The 14,616-nt window shown below is 66.7% G+C and carries 10 protein-coding genes and 4 pseudogenes; 9 read left to right on the top strand and 5 right to left on the bottom strand.

The genetic code is table 11. The features are described from left to right. Positions 1-15 precede the first annotated feature (15 nt). Complete coding sequence (locus T428_RS0116715; protein ID WP_025737375.1) at positions 16-711, top strand: GAF and ANTAR domain-containing protein; 696 nt, start codon at positions 16-18, stop codon at positions 709-711. Positions 712-836: 125 nt separating this feature from the next. Then, a pseudogene (locus tag T428_RS28860) lies at positions 837-2,128 on the top strand (acyl-CoA dehydrogenase family protein). Positions 2,129-2,202: 74 nt separating this feature from the next. Here the strand turns inward: T428_RS28860 and T428_RS0116705 are convergent. Beyond that, positions 2,203-2,658: a MaoC family dehydratase gene (locus T428_RS0116705; protein ID WP_025737374.1), complete on the bottom strand. Its 456-nt coding sequence runs from the start codon at positions 2,656-2,658 to the stop codon at positions 2,203-2,205. 35 nt (positions 2,659-2,693) lie between these two features. Between T428_RS0116705 and T428_RS0116700 the strand changes: the two genes are divergently transcribed. The 5 genes and pseudogenes from T428_RS0116700 to ag85C all read left to right on the top strand — a co-directional run bounded on the left by T428_RS0116700 (position 2,694) and on the right by ag85C (position 6,562). After that, positions 2,694-3,185: a metallophosphoesterase family protein gene (locus T428_RS0116700; RefSeq protein ID WP_025737373.1), complete on the top strand. Its 492-nt coding sequence runs from the start codon at positions 2,694-2,696 to the stop codon at positions 3,183-3,185. A 64-nt stretch (positions 3,186-3,249) separates the two neighbouring features. After that, the gene (locus tag T428_RS0116695; RefSeq protein ID WP_025737371.1) at positions 3,250-3,747 is read left to right on the top strand and encodes a MarR family winged helix-turn-helix transcriptional regulator; all 498 of its coding nucleotides are present in this window, start codon (positions 3,250-3,252) and stop codon (positions 3,745-3,747) included. Continuing rightward, positions 3,708-4,532 (top strand): ATP-binding cassette domain-containing protein, encoded by an 825-nt coding sequence (locus T428_RS0116690; protein WP_025737369.1) that lies wholly within the window; start codon positions 3,708-3,710, stop codon positions 4,530-4,532. Before T428_RS0116695 ends, T428_RS0116690 begins: the two co-directional genes overlap by 40 nt. Positions 4,533-4,560: 28 nt before the next feature. Beyond that, positions 4,561-5,353: pseudogene (locus tag T428_RS28855) on the top strand (ABC transporter permease). 216 nt (positions 5,354-5,569) lie between these two features. Beyond that, positions 5,570-6,562, top strand: coding sequence for a diacylglycerol acyltransferase/mycolyltransferase Ag85C (ag85C, locus tag T428_RS28850; RefSeq protein WP_036468245.1), 993 nt, complete (start codon positions 5,570-5,572; stop codon positions 6,560-6,562). A 56-nt stretch (positions 6,563-6,618) separates the two neighbouring features. Here the strand turns inward: ag85C and T428_RS0116665 are convergent, their stop codons facing one another. From T428_RS0116665 to T428_RS28845, 4 genes are all read right to left on the bottom strand, one after another. Next, positions 6,619-7,299, bottom strand: a complete 681-nt coding sequence (locus T428_RS0116665) for a YoaK family protein (protein WP_025737362.1) — start codon at positions 7,297-7,299, stop codon at positions 6,619-6,621. Between the two features lie 27 nt (positions 7,300-7,326). Next, on the bottom strand, positions 7,327-8,700 hold the full coding sequence (locus T428_RS0116660) for a maltokinase N-terminal cap-like domain-containing protein (RefSeq protein WP_025737361.1): 1,374 nt from the start codon (positions 8,698-8,700) through the stop codon (positions 7,327-7,329). A 49-nt stretch (positions 8,701-8,749) separates the two neighbouring features. Continuing rightward, positions 8,750-10,534, bottom strand: a complete 1,785-nt coding sequence (treS, locus tag T428_RS0116655; RefSeq protein ID WP_036468242.1) for a maltose alpha-D-glucosyltransferase — start codon at positions 10,532-10,534, stop codon at positions 8,750-8,752. A gap of 108 nt (positions 10,535-10,642) precedes the next feature. Next, on the bottom strand, positions 10,643-11,722 hold the full coding sequence (locus T428_RS28845; protein WP_036468240.1) for a S1C family serine protease: 1,080 nt from the start codon (positions 11,720-11,722) through the stop codon (positions 10,643-10,645). Positions 11,723-11,868: 146 nt separating this feature from the next. On the opposite strand from T428_RS28845, the pseudogene T428_RS28840 reads away from it, so the two are divergent. After that, positions 11,869-12,295: pseudogene (locus T428_RS28840) on the top strand (TIGR03668 family PPOX class F420-dependent oxidoreductase). A 132-nt stretch (positions 12,296-12,427) separates the two neighbouring features. Continuing rightward, positions 12,428-14,605: pseudogene (locus T428_RS28830) on the top strand (elongation factor G-like protein EF-G2). Positions 14,606-14,616: the final 11 nt, after the last annotated feature.

Raw genomic sequence — 14,616 nt, 5'->3', positions numbered from 1 at the left:
GCAGAATGCGATCACATGGATCCTTCGCAGCCGCGCTCCAGGCATGAGCTGGCTATCCGCATGGCCGAGCTGGCCCGCACGATGGTCACACCTCGCGGACTCGACCAGGTTTTCACCGATGTGACCGAGGCGGCAGTGGAATTGATACCCGGGTGCGACGTCGCGGGGGTGTTGCTGGTGAAGAAGGGCCGGGAGTTCGAGGCCCTTGCCGACACCGATGGCCTGGCGGGACAGCTCGACAAGCTTCAGCACGATTTCGGCGAGGGGCCCTGCGCCCAGGCGGCGCTGCAAGAAACGATCGTGCGAACCGACGATCTGCGCAGCGAGACACGGTGGCCCCGCTACGCCCCGGCGGCCGTGCAACTTGGTGTACTCAGCGGCCAGTCGTTCAAGCTGTACACGGCCGACCGCACGGCAGGCGCGCTGAACATGTTCGCTTTCGAGGCCGGGGTGTGGGACACCGAAGCGGAGACCATTGGATCGGTGCTGGCCGCGCATGCTGCCGCGGCGATTCTGACCGAGCGTCACGGGGAGCACATGCAGTCGGCCTTGTCGTCCAGGGATCGCATCGGCCAGGCCAAGGGCATCATCATGGAACGCTACGGCGTGGACGACGTGCGCGCCTTCGACATGTTGCGACTGCTATCCCAGGAGAAACAAACGAAACTCGTCGAAATAGCAGATCGGGTCATAGCTACCCGCGGCGACTGAGTTCGGTCGGCGCGATCACCCGGCCGCCTTGGACCGCATCTACGATGGGATAGCTCCTGCTGCGTTTGTCCAGGAGTTTGTCTAGGGTGCCGGCGCGACGGTGCGCCGGGGAATGGTTGGCCGCCGTGTGGGACTTCCAAACGGACCCAGAGTACCAGGCGAAGCTGGACTGGGTGGAAAAGTTCATGGTCGACGAGCTCGAACCGCTCGATCTGGTCGCCCTTGATCCGTACGACAAGAAGAACGACGAGATGATGCGCATCCTGCGGCCGTTGCACCAGCAGGTGAAGGACCAGGGCCTGTGGGCGGCGCATCTGGGGCCCGAGCTCGGGGGTCAGGGTTTCGGCCAGGTCAAGCTGGCGCTGCTCAACGAAATCCTCGGCCGCTCCCGGTGGGCGCCGTCCGTGTTCGGCTGCCAGGCGCCGGATTCCGGCAACGCCGAGATCCTCGCGCTGTTCGGCACCGACGAGCAGAAGGCCCGCTATTTGCAGCCGCTGTTCGACGGCGAGATCTCCTCCTGCTATTCGATGACCGAACCGCAGGGCGGCTCCGATCCCGGATGTTCGTGACGCAGGCGACCCGCGACGGAGACGACTGGGTCATCAACGGCGAGAAGTGGTTTTCCTCCAACGCCAAGCACGCGTCGTTCTTCATCGTCATGGCCGTCACCAAGCCCGACGCCCGCACCTACGACAAGATGTCGCTGTTCATCGTTCCGGGCGAGACGCCGGGGATCGAGATCATCCGCAACGTCGGGGTGGGCGGCGAGTCGAAGCACGGTTCGCACGGCTACGTCCGCTACAACGACGTCAGGGTCCCGGCCGATCACGTGCTGGGCGGTGAGGGCGCGGCGTTCATGATCGCCCAGACCCGTCTCGGCCGCGGCCGGGTGCATCACGCGATGCGGACAATCGCTTTGGCACGCAAAGCTTTTGACATGATGTGCGAGCGTGCGGTGTCACGCAAGACCAGGAACGGCCATCTCTCCGACTTCCAGATGACTCAGGGGAAGATCGCCGACAGCTGGATCCAGATCGAGCAGTTCCGGCTGCTGGTGCTGCGCACGGCGTCGCTGATCGACAAGCACCACGACTACTCCAAGGTGCGCCGTGACATCGCCGCGGTAAAGGTCGCGATGCCCCAGGTGCTGCACGACGTCGCGCAGCGCACCCTGCACCTGCACGGCGCCCTCGGGGTCTCCGACGAGATGCCGTTCGTCAAGATGCTGGTGGCCGCCGAGTCGCTGGGAATCGCCGACGGTGCCACCGAGCTGCACAAGATGACCATGACCCGCCGCACACTGCGTGAATACCAGCCTGTGACAACGCCTTTCCCGTCGGCACACATACCGACCCGGCGCGCCGAAGCCGAAGCCCGGCTGGCGGAACGACTGGAACACGCGATCGCCGAGTTCTGACGGCCGAGCGTCGCGACACTTACACGACGTCGACGACACGCCGGGAAAGCCCGCAATGGTTTACATCTCGCGCGCTAGGTGATGTAGCGGACGATGCTTTCGGCCACACAGGCCGGCTTCGGCGACCCGTCGATCTCGACCGTGGTCGACACGATCGCCTGCACCGCTCCCCCGCCGACGTCCTCGACCGAGACCAGCGAGCTGGTTGCCCGCACCTTCGAACCCACCGGCACCGGTGCGGGAAAGCGAACCTTGTTCAGGCCGTAGTTGATTGCGAGCTTGATGCCGTTGACGGTGTAAATCTGGTGTTGCAGGCGCGGCAGCAGCGACAGGGTCAGGTACCCGTGGGCGATGGTCTTGCCGAACGGACCGGCGGCCGCCCGTTCCGGATCGACGTGGATCCACTGGTGATCGCCGGTCGCGTCGGCAAAGAGGTTGACGTCTTCCTGAGTGATGGTCACCCAGTCGCTTTGCCCGATGGTCTCCCCCGCGGCGGCGGCGAGGTCGGCGACTGACTCGAAGATGCGCATGCTTTCTCCTCTGCTCGCGGGTAAGCGTAGAACTCGTGAGGCTGCTGCTGATTGCCGATACCCATGTCCCGAAACGCGCCCGCGGTCTGCCGGCGCGGGTGTGGGAGGAAGTCGAGCGAGTCGACGCCGTCATCCACGCCGGTGATTGGATATCGCTCGGCCTGCTCGACGAACTGGAATCCAGGGCCGCGCGCCTGGTCGGCTGCTGGGGCAACAACGACGGGCCGGAGTTGCGGGCGCGGCTGCCGGAGCGAGCGGATGTGACGTTGGGCGGCGTGCGCTTCACGGTCGTGCACGAAACCGGCGCCTCGTCCGGCCGCGAGGCCCGCATGTCACGACTCTACCCGGACAGCGACGTGCTGGTGTTCGGGCACAGCCACGTCCCGTGGGATACCACCACCGAGACCGGGCTGCGGCTGCTCAACCCCGGCTCCCCGACGGATCGGCGTCGCCAACCGCACTGCAGCTACATGACGACCAGCGTCGATCGCGGGGCGGTGACCGACGTCGCGCTGCACCACCTGTAGAAGTAGCTCCGGTATAGGTCCTACACAGCCTGCACACATGTATAGCTCATAAACAGAGTTATATATGCAAGCACTGCGCTCGCATACCGACCTGGTCGCCGACGTGTTCGGCGTCGTCGGCAGGTTCCGCCGTCAGCTGCGCGGGTCGGCCGGCCGGGGATTCGACTCGGCGCGGTTGACCGAATCGCATACCGAGCTGCTGTGGCTGGTGGGGCGCCGGCTCGGGATTTCGGTGCGCGCCGCGGCGGCCGAACTCGGGCTGGTTCCCAACACCGCCTCGACGATGGTCTCCAAGCTGGTGGCCAACGGTTCGCTGATCCGGACCGTCGACGAGACCGACCGGCGCGCCTGCCAGCTACGCCTCGCCGAGCCCACCCAGCAGATCGTCGACGCCTCGCGGGCCGCCCGGCGCGCGCTGCTGTCCGAGGTGCTGGGCGAACTCGACGACGGCCAAATCGATTCTCTGACAAAGGGGTTGGCGGTAGTCGACGTGGTGGCCCGCAGATTACAGGAGAGACGGCGATGGCGAAATTACCGATGGCGATCGACTGCCGGCACCTGAGATTCCGCTACGGCCGGTTCACCGCGGTCGACGACCTGACCTTGCAGGTGCGCGCCGGCGAGACGATGGGCCTGCTCGGGCCCAACGGCGCCGGCAAGACCACGCTGGTGCGGATGCTGACCACCCTGACCCCCGTGCAACACGGGGAGCTGCGCATCTTCGGCCTGGACTCCCGGCGCCAGACCGTCGACATCCGCAGCAATATCGGCTATGTCCCGCAACAACTTTCGATCGAGCCCGCGCTGACCGGCCGACAGAACGTGGAACGGTTCGCCCGGCTCTACGGCGTATTGCGCGCCGAGCGCGCCGACCGTGTCACGCAGGCACTGCAGGCCATGGAGCTGCTCGACGTGGCCGACCGGCTGGCGGGGACGTACTCCGGCGGCATGGTGCGCCGCCTGGAAGTGGCGCAGGCGCTGGTCAACCGCCCGTCGCTGTTGGTGCTCGACGAGCCGACGGTGGGACTGGACCCGATCGCGCGCGACGGCGTGTGGACTCAGGTGCAGCGCATGCAGGCCCAGTTCGGCATGTCGGTGCTGTTGACCACGCACTACATGGAGGAAGCCGACGCGTTGTGCGACCGGGTGGCGCTGATGCACCGCGGCGTGTTGCGCGCGGTGGGCACCCCGAGCGAGCTGAAGGGACGGATATCCAAGGTCTCGCCCGGCGCCACGCTCGAGGACGTGTTCCGCCACTACGCATCCAGCGAGCTGCGCGGCACCGAGTCGTCATCCAATTTCCGCGAAATCCGCTCCAGCAGAAAGGTTGCCAGTCGTGCCTGTTGATCACGGCTGCGAAGCCCCGGCGGCCACCCTGGTGCACGCGCCGCGCGGATGGCAGCGGGTCGGCGCGACGTTCGGCCGCATCGGCGCGTTCGCGATCGTCGAACTGCGGAAGCTGCAGCACGACCGCACCGAGCTGGTCACCCGGATGATGCAGCCCGCCCTGTGGCTGCTGATCTTCGGGACGACGTTCAGCAAGTTGCATGTCATCAACACCGGAGCGGTGTCGTATCTGGCTTTTTTGGCGCCGGGTATCATCGCGCAGTCGGCGTTGTTCATCTCGATTTTCTATGGCATACAGATCATTTGGGATCGAGACGCCGGCGTGCTGGCCAAACTGATGGTGACCCCGGCCCCGGCGTCGGCGCTGATCAGCGGTAAGGCCTTCGCGGCCGGGGTGCGCTCGATCGCCCAGGTCGTCGGCGTACTGGCGCTGGCCTACCTGATGCGGGTTTCCCTGACCGTCAACCCGTTGCGCATCCTGGCGGCCATGGCCACCGTGATGCTGGGCGCGGCGTTCTTCGCCTGCCTGTCGATGACGCTGGCCGGGCTGGTCCGCAACCGCGACCGCCTGATGGGAATCGGGCAGGCAGGCCATCACGATGCCGCTGTTCTTCGCGTCGAACGCGCTGTACCCCGCCGACGTGATGCCGTCGTGGCTGCGGGTGCTCAGCACCGTCAATCCGCTGAACTACGAGGTCGACGCGCTGCGGGCGCTGCTGATCGGCACCCCGTTGCACCCGCTGGACCTCGTCGTGTTGCTCGTCGCGGCGGTGCTCGGAATTGCCACGGCGTCAACGCTTTTACGACATCTGGTCGCCTAGGCGGCACCGGCGACGGTGGGCAACCACCGGGCGCCGAATCGAGAGCCGATCGTGACCGCAATGTGACGATGTCTGCCCGACTCTCAATCGTTAGCGAACCGCGATCTGCCGGCCCGGCCGCGACGAACGGTTTAGCTGCTGCCGTTGTGTTTGACTCCCCCAGAACAGATTCCACCGCGCAAATGCGGCAGATGAAAGTTGGGATGGGTAAGAGCTATGACATTCGTTGAGAAGTTGCGTGGCGCCGCAACGACCTTGCCGCGCCGGCTGGCTATCGCGGTTGTAGGCGCTGCCCTGTTGTCCGGTCTGGTCGCCGTTGTGGGCGGCTCGGCGACTGCAGGGGCGTTCTCGAAGCCGGGTCTTCCAGTGGAGACCCTGCAAATTCCGTCACCGTCGATGGGCCGCAACATCAAGGTCCAGTTCCAGGGCGGCAGCCCGCACGCCGTGTACCTGCTCGACGGTCTGCGGGCGCAGGACGACTTCAACGGCTGGGACATCAACACCCCGGCGTTCGAGGAGTTCTACCAGTCCGGACTGTCGGTGGTGATGCCCGTCGGGGGTCAGTCCAGCTTCTACACCAACTGGTACCAGCCGTCGGCCAGTAACGGCCAGACCTACACCTACAAGTGGGAGACCTTCCTGACCCAGGAGATGCCGCTGTGGTTGCAAGCCAACAAGCAGGTGTCGCCGTTCGGCAACGCCGCGGTCGGCCTGTCGATGTCGGGTGGCTCCGCGCTGATCCTGGCCGCCTACTACCCGCAGCAATTCCCTTACGCCGCTTCGCTTTCCGGCTTCCTCAACCCGTCCGAGGGCTGGTGGCCGACGCTGATCGGCTTGGCGATGAGCGACTCGGGTGGCTACAGCGCCAACAACATGTGGGGCCCGTCGACCGACCCGGCGTGGAAGCGCAACGACCCGATGGTGCAGATTCCGCGGCTGGTCGCCAACAACACCCGCGTCTGGGTGTACTGCGGTAACGGCACTCCGAGCGACCTCGGCGGCGACAACATGCCGGCGAAGTTCCTCGAGGGCCTCACGCTGCGCACCAACGAGCAGTTCCAGAACAACTATGTGGCAGCGGGTGGACGCAACGGTGTGTTCAACTTCCCCGCCAACGGGACGCACTCGTGGCCCTACTGGAACCAGCAGCTGATGGCGATGAAGCCCGACATGCTGCAGGTGCTGAACACGGGCGCGGCGCCCGCCTGACACCCGAAGAAAAAGCATCGGCAGTGCCGGCAGCGCTGCCGATGCTTTTTGGTGGATCAGTCGAGGACGGCCCGCCGGTCCAGGTGGAAATAGGTGACGACGGTGGTCAACGCGCACACGCCCGACGCGGCCACCAACATCCAGGTGCCGTTGACCACCAGGCTGATGCAGCCACCGACTGCCGCACCCAGCATGAAACTCGCCAGCAGCAGAAAGTACCCGAGCCAGTCGGCGGCCGTTCCGCCCGCGATGTGCCGCTCGATGCCCTGGACCATCTTGACCAGCGTGCCGGTCACATAGCTCAACGGCACCGACACTTCGCCGTTTTTGACGAACGACGTGTTCAACGCGCCGATGCCGAACACCACCAGCATGATCGGCGTGAAATCGAGCATGTTCTCCTGCCACCCTTCTTCGAACACGTCGAGCACGGTGGCGGCGATCAGGCTGAACGTGGTCAACACCGTCGGGCCGTGCGGATGCGCCGACCAGAATCGGCGGCGGCACACCGAGGCCACCACCACGCCGGTGACAAAGCACAGCATCAGCACGCCCGCCGATATCGACACCAGCTCGTCATGCCGGAAAAAGCCCAGCACCGCGCGCTGGGCGTTGCCGGTCATGAAGGTGACGAAGTACCCCTCGGAGTGCGTAAATGCCGTCGCCCCCAGCACCCCGGCCAACCCGGCCAGCACCCACGCCAACCGGGCCTCACTGTCGAAAACCTCACTCGCCACCCGGCCATGCTATCAGACGGCGCACAACTACTCGACCGCGGTGAGCCGGACGATGGACCGCAACGGGATCGGCAGCCATCCCGGCCGGTGCCGTGCCTCATAGCCGGCCTCGTACACGGCTTTGTCGAGTTCGTACGCCGCGAGCAGCTGCGGCGAATCCCGCGGATCGGTATCCGACGCGGCCGCGTAGCCGTCGCAGAAGGCGGTGCGATTGCGCTCGACCCACTCCCGGGCGCGCGCGGCCAACTGCTTGTCGCCCTCGTGGTCGACCAGCGGGCCGTAGGCGGCGTACTCGAATGACCGCAACACCCCGGCCACGTCGCGCAGCGGCGAATCCGGGGCCCGTCGCTCGTCCAGCGGCTGGCCGGGCTCGCCCTCGAAGTCTATCAGCAACCAGCTCTCCGGGGTGCGCAGCACCTGGCCCAGGTGGAGGTCGCCGTGTATGCGCTGGACGGTGATCGTCTCGCCGGCCAACTTGCCGAAGCGCTCTTTGATCGTCGCCGCGTGCTCGGCCAGCTCGGGGACCTGCGCCGCGGTCGACGCCAGCCGGGCCAGCACGTTGTCCAACGGGAAGGAAGTCTGTGCGGTTCCGAGGGATTCGGCCAGGGTGGCGTGCACCGAGGCGACGGCCTCCCCGAGCCGGTACGACTCGCCGGCGAAGTCGCCGCCGACCTCGTGCGCGTACAGGTCACCCTCGGCGAACAGATCGCGAACGCTGGCCGTGGCCATCGCCCAGCCTTCGGCGGCGTTGGCCGCGAACTCGGTGACCATGCCCAGCGGCCAGGCCGAGTCCTCGCCGTCGGCCCCGGCGATCTCGTAGGTGCCGAACAGCCGCGCCACGTTGGGGTTGCCGGCGCGGCCCAGCACCCGGTTCAGCTCGATGTCCGGGTTGATGCCGCTGCTGACGCGGCGAAAGACCTTGAAGATGGCGTCCCGGTCGAAGATGACGCTGGTGTTGGACTGCTCGACGTCGGCGACCCGCGGCCAGGCGTCCAGCGGCAGCGTGACATCCGGCTCCTTGCGAAACACCACTTGGGTGCCGTCCGAAGAGCGGTCCGCGCACTCGTCGATCAGCGGGTCCGCGCACTCGTCGATCAGCGAGAGCAAGAACCGCGGGCCGTCCGTTCCGTACAGCGCATCGTAGGCGGTCTGGTCGTCGGCCGAACCGATGGTGGCCACGGTGTTGTACTCGGTGACGGGTTCGGCGTCCCACCCGACCAACACCTGATACCGCTCGGCCGGGCCACTGGTGTAGTTGGCGTCGACGAGCACCAGCTCGAGGTTGTCGCGCAGCGGAACGACCAGTCCGGGCTCGGCGCTGGACAGCTCGCGATTGCGCCCGGCGTACCACCGCTGCTGCGGTAGCCATTCGGCCCAGGGCAGCTTGGCTGACTGTGTCATGAGCGCCACTCCTCCTGATCGCTTCGTCCCGCATCGTCGTGGGCGCGAATCATGCGTTCTCCTCCGATGCGCACAGCTGGAACCAGTAGAACCCATGTCCCGGCAGTGTCAGCAAATAGGGCAGATGGCCGATGCGCGGGAACTCGACTTGCCCGGTCAGCTCGATCGGGGTGTGGCCGCTCCAATGCTGCAGATTCAATTCGATCGGCTGAGGAAACCGCGACAGGTTGTTGACGCACAGCACGATGTCACCGTCACCGGGCGCCTGGCGCAAAAAGGCCAGCACCGACGGGTTCGACCCGCCGAGTTCCTCGAATGTGCCGATGGCGAAGGCGTCGTGCCGGCGGCGCACCGCCAGCATCGTGCGGGTGAAATTGAGCAGCGACGTCGAGGTGTCGCGCTGGGCTTCGACGTTGACGGCCTGGTAGCCGTAGACCGGGTCCTGACTGGGCGGCAAATACAGCCGGCCGGGGTTGGCCTTGGAGAAACCGGCGTTGCGGTCCGGGGTCCACTGCATCGGGGTGCGCACCCCGTCGCGGTCACCCAGCCAGATGACGTCGCCCATGCCGATCTCGTCGCCGTAGTACAGCACCGGCGAGCCGGGCAGCGACAACAGCAGCGCGGTGAACAGCTCGATCTGGTTGCGGTCGTTGTCCAGCAGCGGCGCCAGCCGGCGCCGGATCCCGACGTTGGCCTTCATCCGCGGGTCCTTGGCGTACTCGGCATACATGTAGTCGCGTTCTTCGTCGGTGACCATCTCCAGCGTCAGCTCGTCGTGATTACGCAGGAAGATTCCCCACTGCGCCATGTCCGGGATCTGAGGTGTCTGCGCGAGGATCTCCGAGATCGGGAACCGCGACTCGCGCCGCACCGCCATGAAGATCCGCGGCATCAGCGGGAAGTGGAACGCCATGTGGCATTCGTCGCCGCCGGTGCTGGGGTCGCCGAAGTACTCCACGACGTCGGCCGGCCATTGATTGGCCTCGGCCAGCAGCACCCGGCCCGGGAACTCGTCGTCGATGACCTTGCGGACGCGCTTGAGGAAGGCGTGCGTCTCCGGCAGGTTCTCGCAGTTGGTGCCCTCGCGCTCGAACAGGTAGGGCACCGCATCCAGGCGGAACCCGTCGATCCCGAGGTCGAGCCAGAAGCGCAGCACGTCGATCATCGCTTCCTGCACGGCCGGATTGTCGTAGTTCAGGTCCGGCTGATGCGAGAAGAACCGGTGCCAATAGAACTGCTTGCGCACCGGGTCGAACGTCCAGTTCGACTCCTCGGTGTCGATGAAGATGATGCGGGCGTCGGTGTAGCGCTCGCTGGTATCGCTCCACACGTAGAAGTCGCCGTAGGGGCCGTCCGGATCGTGGCGCGACTCCTGGAACCAGGGGTGTGACTCCGATGTGTGGTTCATGACCAAGTCGGTGATGACGCGGATGCCCCGCTCGTGGGCGGCGTCCAACAGGTCGACGAAATCCTCGACGGTGCCGAACTCGGGCAGCACCTTGTAGAAGTCGCGGATGTCGTAGCCGCCGTCGCGCAACGGCGAGTCGTAGAACGGCGGCAGCCAGATGCAGTCGATCCCGAGCCATTGCAGATAGTCCAGCCGGGCGATCAGCCCGCGCAGGTCACCGGATCCGTCGGCATTGCCGTCCAGGAACGCTCGTACCAATACCTCGTAGAACACCGCGTGTTTGAACCAGGTCGGGTCGGCCGGCAACGAGGCCGCGATCTCGAAATCCTCCGCGTTGGGGTGCTCGACTACACCCCCCTCGACGTGACTACCTGCGGCTGGATCGTGCTCGGGATCCTTCTTCGAGGCGTCGTTCGCGTCGTTCATCAAATCCACGATGCCACGTGTACCCGAGGCTGGCAGCTTGGAACCCCGCCGCTAATCTGCCGTCCCGGCAACCGAATTGGCCGCGGGCCGGGCGGATGCGCGTCCGGATCAGGCCGGCGGCCCGTCTCCGAGGGTCACCGGTGCGCTGCGGTCACCGCCCGCGGCGGCACGCCAGTGCAGCGTGATGACGTCGCCCGGGTGGTGCGGGACGAGCACGTCCGTCATCGCGGTGGGACCGTTGATCGGCACGTTGTCGACCGCGACGATGACGTCACCGGGCGCGATTCCGCTCCCCGCGGCCGGACCGCCGGCGACCAGCCGCTGGACCCGCGCGCCGTTGCCGCCGTTCTCGGCGACGCCCATGCCGATGAAGGCCGTGGGCCCGATGTGCACGCTGTTGGAGCCGGCACCGGACCGGATCTGATTCGCGACGCCCATCGCGCGCCCGATCGGGATGGCGAAGCCCTGGCCGCCGGACATCTTGTAGCTGTCGGTGGCGGCGGTGTCCACCCCGACCACCTGTCCGGCGTTGTTGACCAGCGGCCCACCCGAGTCGCCGGGCTTGATCGCGGTGTCGGCCTGGATCAACCCGCCCAGCGTCTCGTCGGCGCCGGTCAGGGTGTCGGTGGCCGAGACGGTCTGGTTGAGTGCGACGACCTTGCCGGGCACGACGCTGGGCGCGCCGCCCTGGCCGTGGGTGTTGCCCAGGGCGACGACCGGCTCGCCGACCGCGACGCCACCGCCGATCACAGCGGCGGGCAACCCGCCCGCACCCCGAAGCTGCAGCACCGCGATGTCGGCGCTGCGGGAGTAGCCGATCACGTCGACGGCGTAGGTCTGACCGTTGCCGACGTCGAACCCGCTGATGTCGGTGGCGGCCGAGATCACGTGGTTGTTGGTCAGCACCACGCCGGCGGGATCAATGACGATCCCGGTTCCGGCCCCGATGGCATTGTTGTAGCCGAACCGGGTGCTGATGTTGACGATTTGCGGTCCGACCTGCGCGGCGATCGCGCCGAGGTCCAGCGGGAACATCGGCGCGTCGCGGAACCGGTCCTGCGCCGGGGCGGACGGCCCGAATGTAGTGGCGGCAGCCGGGACGGTGGTCAGGCCCAGGCCCAGTCCGACCACAGCCAGCACGCTGACCAACCATGACCACCAGACTGAGCGGGGGTGCCCTTTGCTCATCCCGTACCTCCCTGCATCGGGGTGTGAACCAGAAGCGGCCCAGCCTCAACGTCTGGACCGCACGATTTGTGTACCTCACCGTAATGCAGGTAGCTAGTTCACACCGCACGGAACGCTGCTGGCTATTGCGCCCCTAAGCTGGGACGGTGGGAGGATTCGACCCCAAAGTCAGCTTCGCGCAATCCCCGGTGGCACGCCTGGCCACCAGCTCGGCAGACGGAAAACCGCACCTGGTGCCGGTGGTTTTCGCCGTCTCGGAGGCCTCCTCAGCAGGCTCCCGACACGGTGTACACCGCGATCGACGCGAAACCGAAAAGCACGCAGCGGTTGCGCCGGCTGGCGAACATCGCCGACAACCCGCAGGTCAGCCTGTTGGTCGACCACTACGCCGACGAGTGGACGCAGTTGTGGTGGGTCCGGGCCGACGGGGCAGCCGCCATTCATACCGACGGCGCGGCAATGCACACCGGCTACCACCTGTTGCGCGCCAAATACCCTCAGTACCAATCGGTTTCGCTGAACGGTCCGGTTATCGCGATAACCGTGCACCGTTGGTCGAGCTGGCACGCCTGACCCGGCGGCACGCGACCGGCAATTGCACCCGGCCCCTGGCCTTGTGCTGGGCGGCCGTTGGGAGAAAAGTTGGCTAATACGCTTCTGTGAGCTAGGACACAGCGTGCCCGACCGAGTGAAGTGGAGAAGCTCATGGCAGACAAGGCGAACGCTGCGGCGGGCACGGGGGCTGCTCCCGCCGCGAACTGTCCCGGCGATGTCCGCAACATCGCCCTGGTGGGCCCGTCCGGCGGCGGCAAGACGACACTGGTCGAGGCCTTGCTCGTCGCCGGCGGCGTGCTGCCCCGCGCGGGATCGGTGACCGACGGCAACACCATCTGCGACTACGACGACCCCGAAATCCGCCAATAACGGTCGGTGGGTGTCGCGGTGGCCTCGCTGGCGCACGACGGCATCAAGGTCAACCTGATCGACACACCCGGATACGCCGATTTCGTCGGCGAGTTGCGCGCCGGATTGCGCGCCACGGATTGCGCCCTGTTCGTGATCGCGGCCCACGAGGGCTGCGACGGTATCGACGAGCCGACCAAGTCGCTGTGGGCCGTGTGTAGTCAGGTCGGCATGCCCCGCGCGGTGGTGATCACCAAACTCGACCACGCCCGCGCGAACTACTCCGCAGCACTGCAGGCCGCACAAAACGCCTTCGGCGACAAGATTTTACCGCTCTACCTGCCGACCGCGCTCGACAACTGCGAAGGACTGATCGGCCTGCTGTCGCAGCAGCGCTACCACTATTCCGGTGGCACCCGCACGATCGCGCCGCCGGACCCCTCGGACGCCGACCGAATCGAGGACGCGCGCGGCACGCTGATCGAGGGAATCATCGAAGAATCCGAGGACGAGTCGCTGATGGATCGCTATCTCGACGGCGAGGCGATCGACGAGGCCGTGCTGATCGACGACGTGGAGCGCGCCGTTGCCCGCGGGTCGTTCTTCCCGGTGATCCCGGTCTGCAGCACCACCGGCGTCGGGACCCTGGAGTTGCTCGAGGTCGCCACCCGCGGGTTCCCGTCTCCGATGGAACATCCGATCCCGGAGGTGTTTACGCCGCACGGCGCCCCGCATGCCGAGTTGGCCTGTGATGCCGAGGCGCCCCTGTTGGCGGAGGTGGTGAAGACGACGTCCGACCCGTACGTCGGCAGGGTGAGTCTGGTCCGGGTGTTCTCCGGCACCATCAGGCCCGACACGACGGTGCATGTGTCGGGCCATTTTCGTCCTTCTTCGGCCACGCCAACGGCTCGGATTCCCTGGGCACCACCCACCCCGACCACGACGAAGACGAACGCATCGGGGCGCTGTCCTTCCCGTTGGGCAAGCAGCAGCGGCCCGCACCCCAGGTGGTGGCCGGCGACATCTGCGCGATCGGCAAGCTGAGCCGCGCCGAAACCGGCGACACCCTGTCCGACAAGGCCGAACCCCTGGTGCTCAAACCGTGGACCATGCCCGAACCGCTGCTCCCGATCGCCATCGCGGCACACGCCAAGAGCGACGAGGACAAACTGTCGGTCGGGCTGGGCCGGCTGGCCGCCGAGGACCCGACGCTGCGGATCGAGCAGAACTCCGAGACGCACCAGATCGTGCTGTGGTGCATGGGCGAGGCGCACGCCGGCGTCGTCCTCGAGGCGCTGGCCAACCGGTACGGCGTCACCGTGGACACCGTGGAGCTGCGCGTCCCGTTGCGGGAGACCTTCGGCGGCAAGGCAATAAGGCCACGGCCGCCACGTCAAGCAGTCCGGCGGCCACGGTCAGTACGCGGTGTGCGACATCGACGTGGAGCCGCTGCCGGAGGGTTCCGGATTCGAATTCGTCGACAAGGTGGTCGGAGGTGCGATCCCGCGCCAATTCATCCCGAGTGTGGAGAAGGGTGTCCGCGCGCAGATGGAAAAGGGCGTGCACGCCGGCTACCCGGTGGTCGACATCCGGGTCACCCTGCTCGACGGCAAGGCCCACAGCGTGGATTCCTCGGACTTCGCGTTCCAGATGGCTGGTTCCTTGGCGCTGCGCGAGGCGGCCGCCGCGACGAAGGTGACGCTGCTCGAGCCGATCGACGAGATCTCGGTGCTGGTGCCCGACGATTTCGTGGGTGCGGTGATGGGCGACTTGTCGGGGCGGCGCGGCCGCGTGCTGGGCACCGATACCGCGGGTCAGGACCGCACGGTGGTGCGCGCCGAGGTGCCGCAGGTCGAGCTGACCCGGTACGCGATCGATTTGCGTTCGCTGGCGCACGGCGCCGCGTCCTTCACCCGTTCGTTCGCCCGTTACGAACCGATGCCGGAGTCCGCCGCGGCCCGGCTGGCGGCTACTGTGTGAAAGCACCTGAT

It is taken from the genome of Mycobacterium genavense ATCC 51234 (assembly GCF_000526915.1).
GTDB lineage: Bacteria > Actinomycetota > Actinomycetes > Mycobacteriales > Mycobacteriaceae > Mycobacterium > Mycobacterium genavense.
This window is presented reverse-complemented; position numbering and strand designations above follow the sequence as displayed.

Bases quoted from the DNA above. Each gene is read 5' to 3' on its own strand.
- T428_RS0116715 (WP_025737375.1), top strand. From the start codon at position 16: ATGGATCCTTCGCAGCCGCGCTCCAGGCATGAGCTGGCTATCCGCATG.
- T428_RS0116705 (WP_025737374.1), bottom strand. From the start codon at position 2,658: ATGCGCATCTTCGAGTCAGTCGCCGACCTCGCCGCCGCCGCGGGGGAG.
- T428_RS0116695 (WP_025737371.1), top strand. From the start codon at position 3,250: ATGCAAGCACTGCGCTCGCATACCGACCTGGTCGCCGACGTGTTCGGC.
- T428_RS0116690 (WP_025737369.1), top strand. From the start codon at position 3,708: ATGGCGAAATTACCGATGGCGATCGACTGCCGGCACCTGAGATTCCGC.
- ag85C (WP_036468245.1), top strand. From the start codon at position 5,570: ATGACATTCGTTGAGAAGTTGCGTGGCGCCGCAACGACCTTGCCGCGC.
- T428_RS0116660 (WP_025737361.1), bottom strand. From the start codon at position 8,700: ATGACACAGTCAGCCAAGCTGCCCTGGGCCGAATGGCTACCGCAGCAG.
- treS (WP_036468242.1), bottom strand. From the start codon at position 10,534: ATGAACGACGCGAACGACGCCTCGAAGAAGGATCCCGAGCACGATCCA.
- T428_RS28845 (WP_036468240.1), bottom strand. From the start codon at position 11,722: ATGAGCAAAGGGCACCCCCGCTCAGTCTGGTGGTCATGGTTGGTCAGC.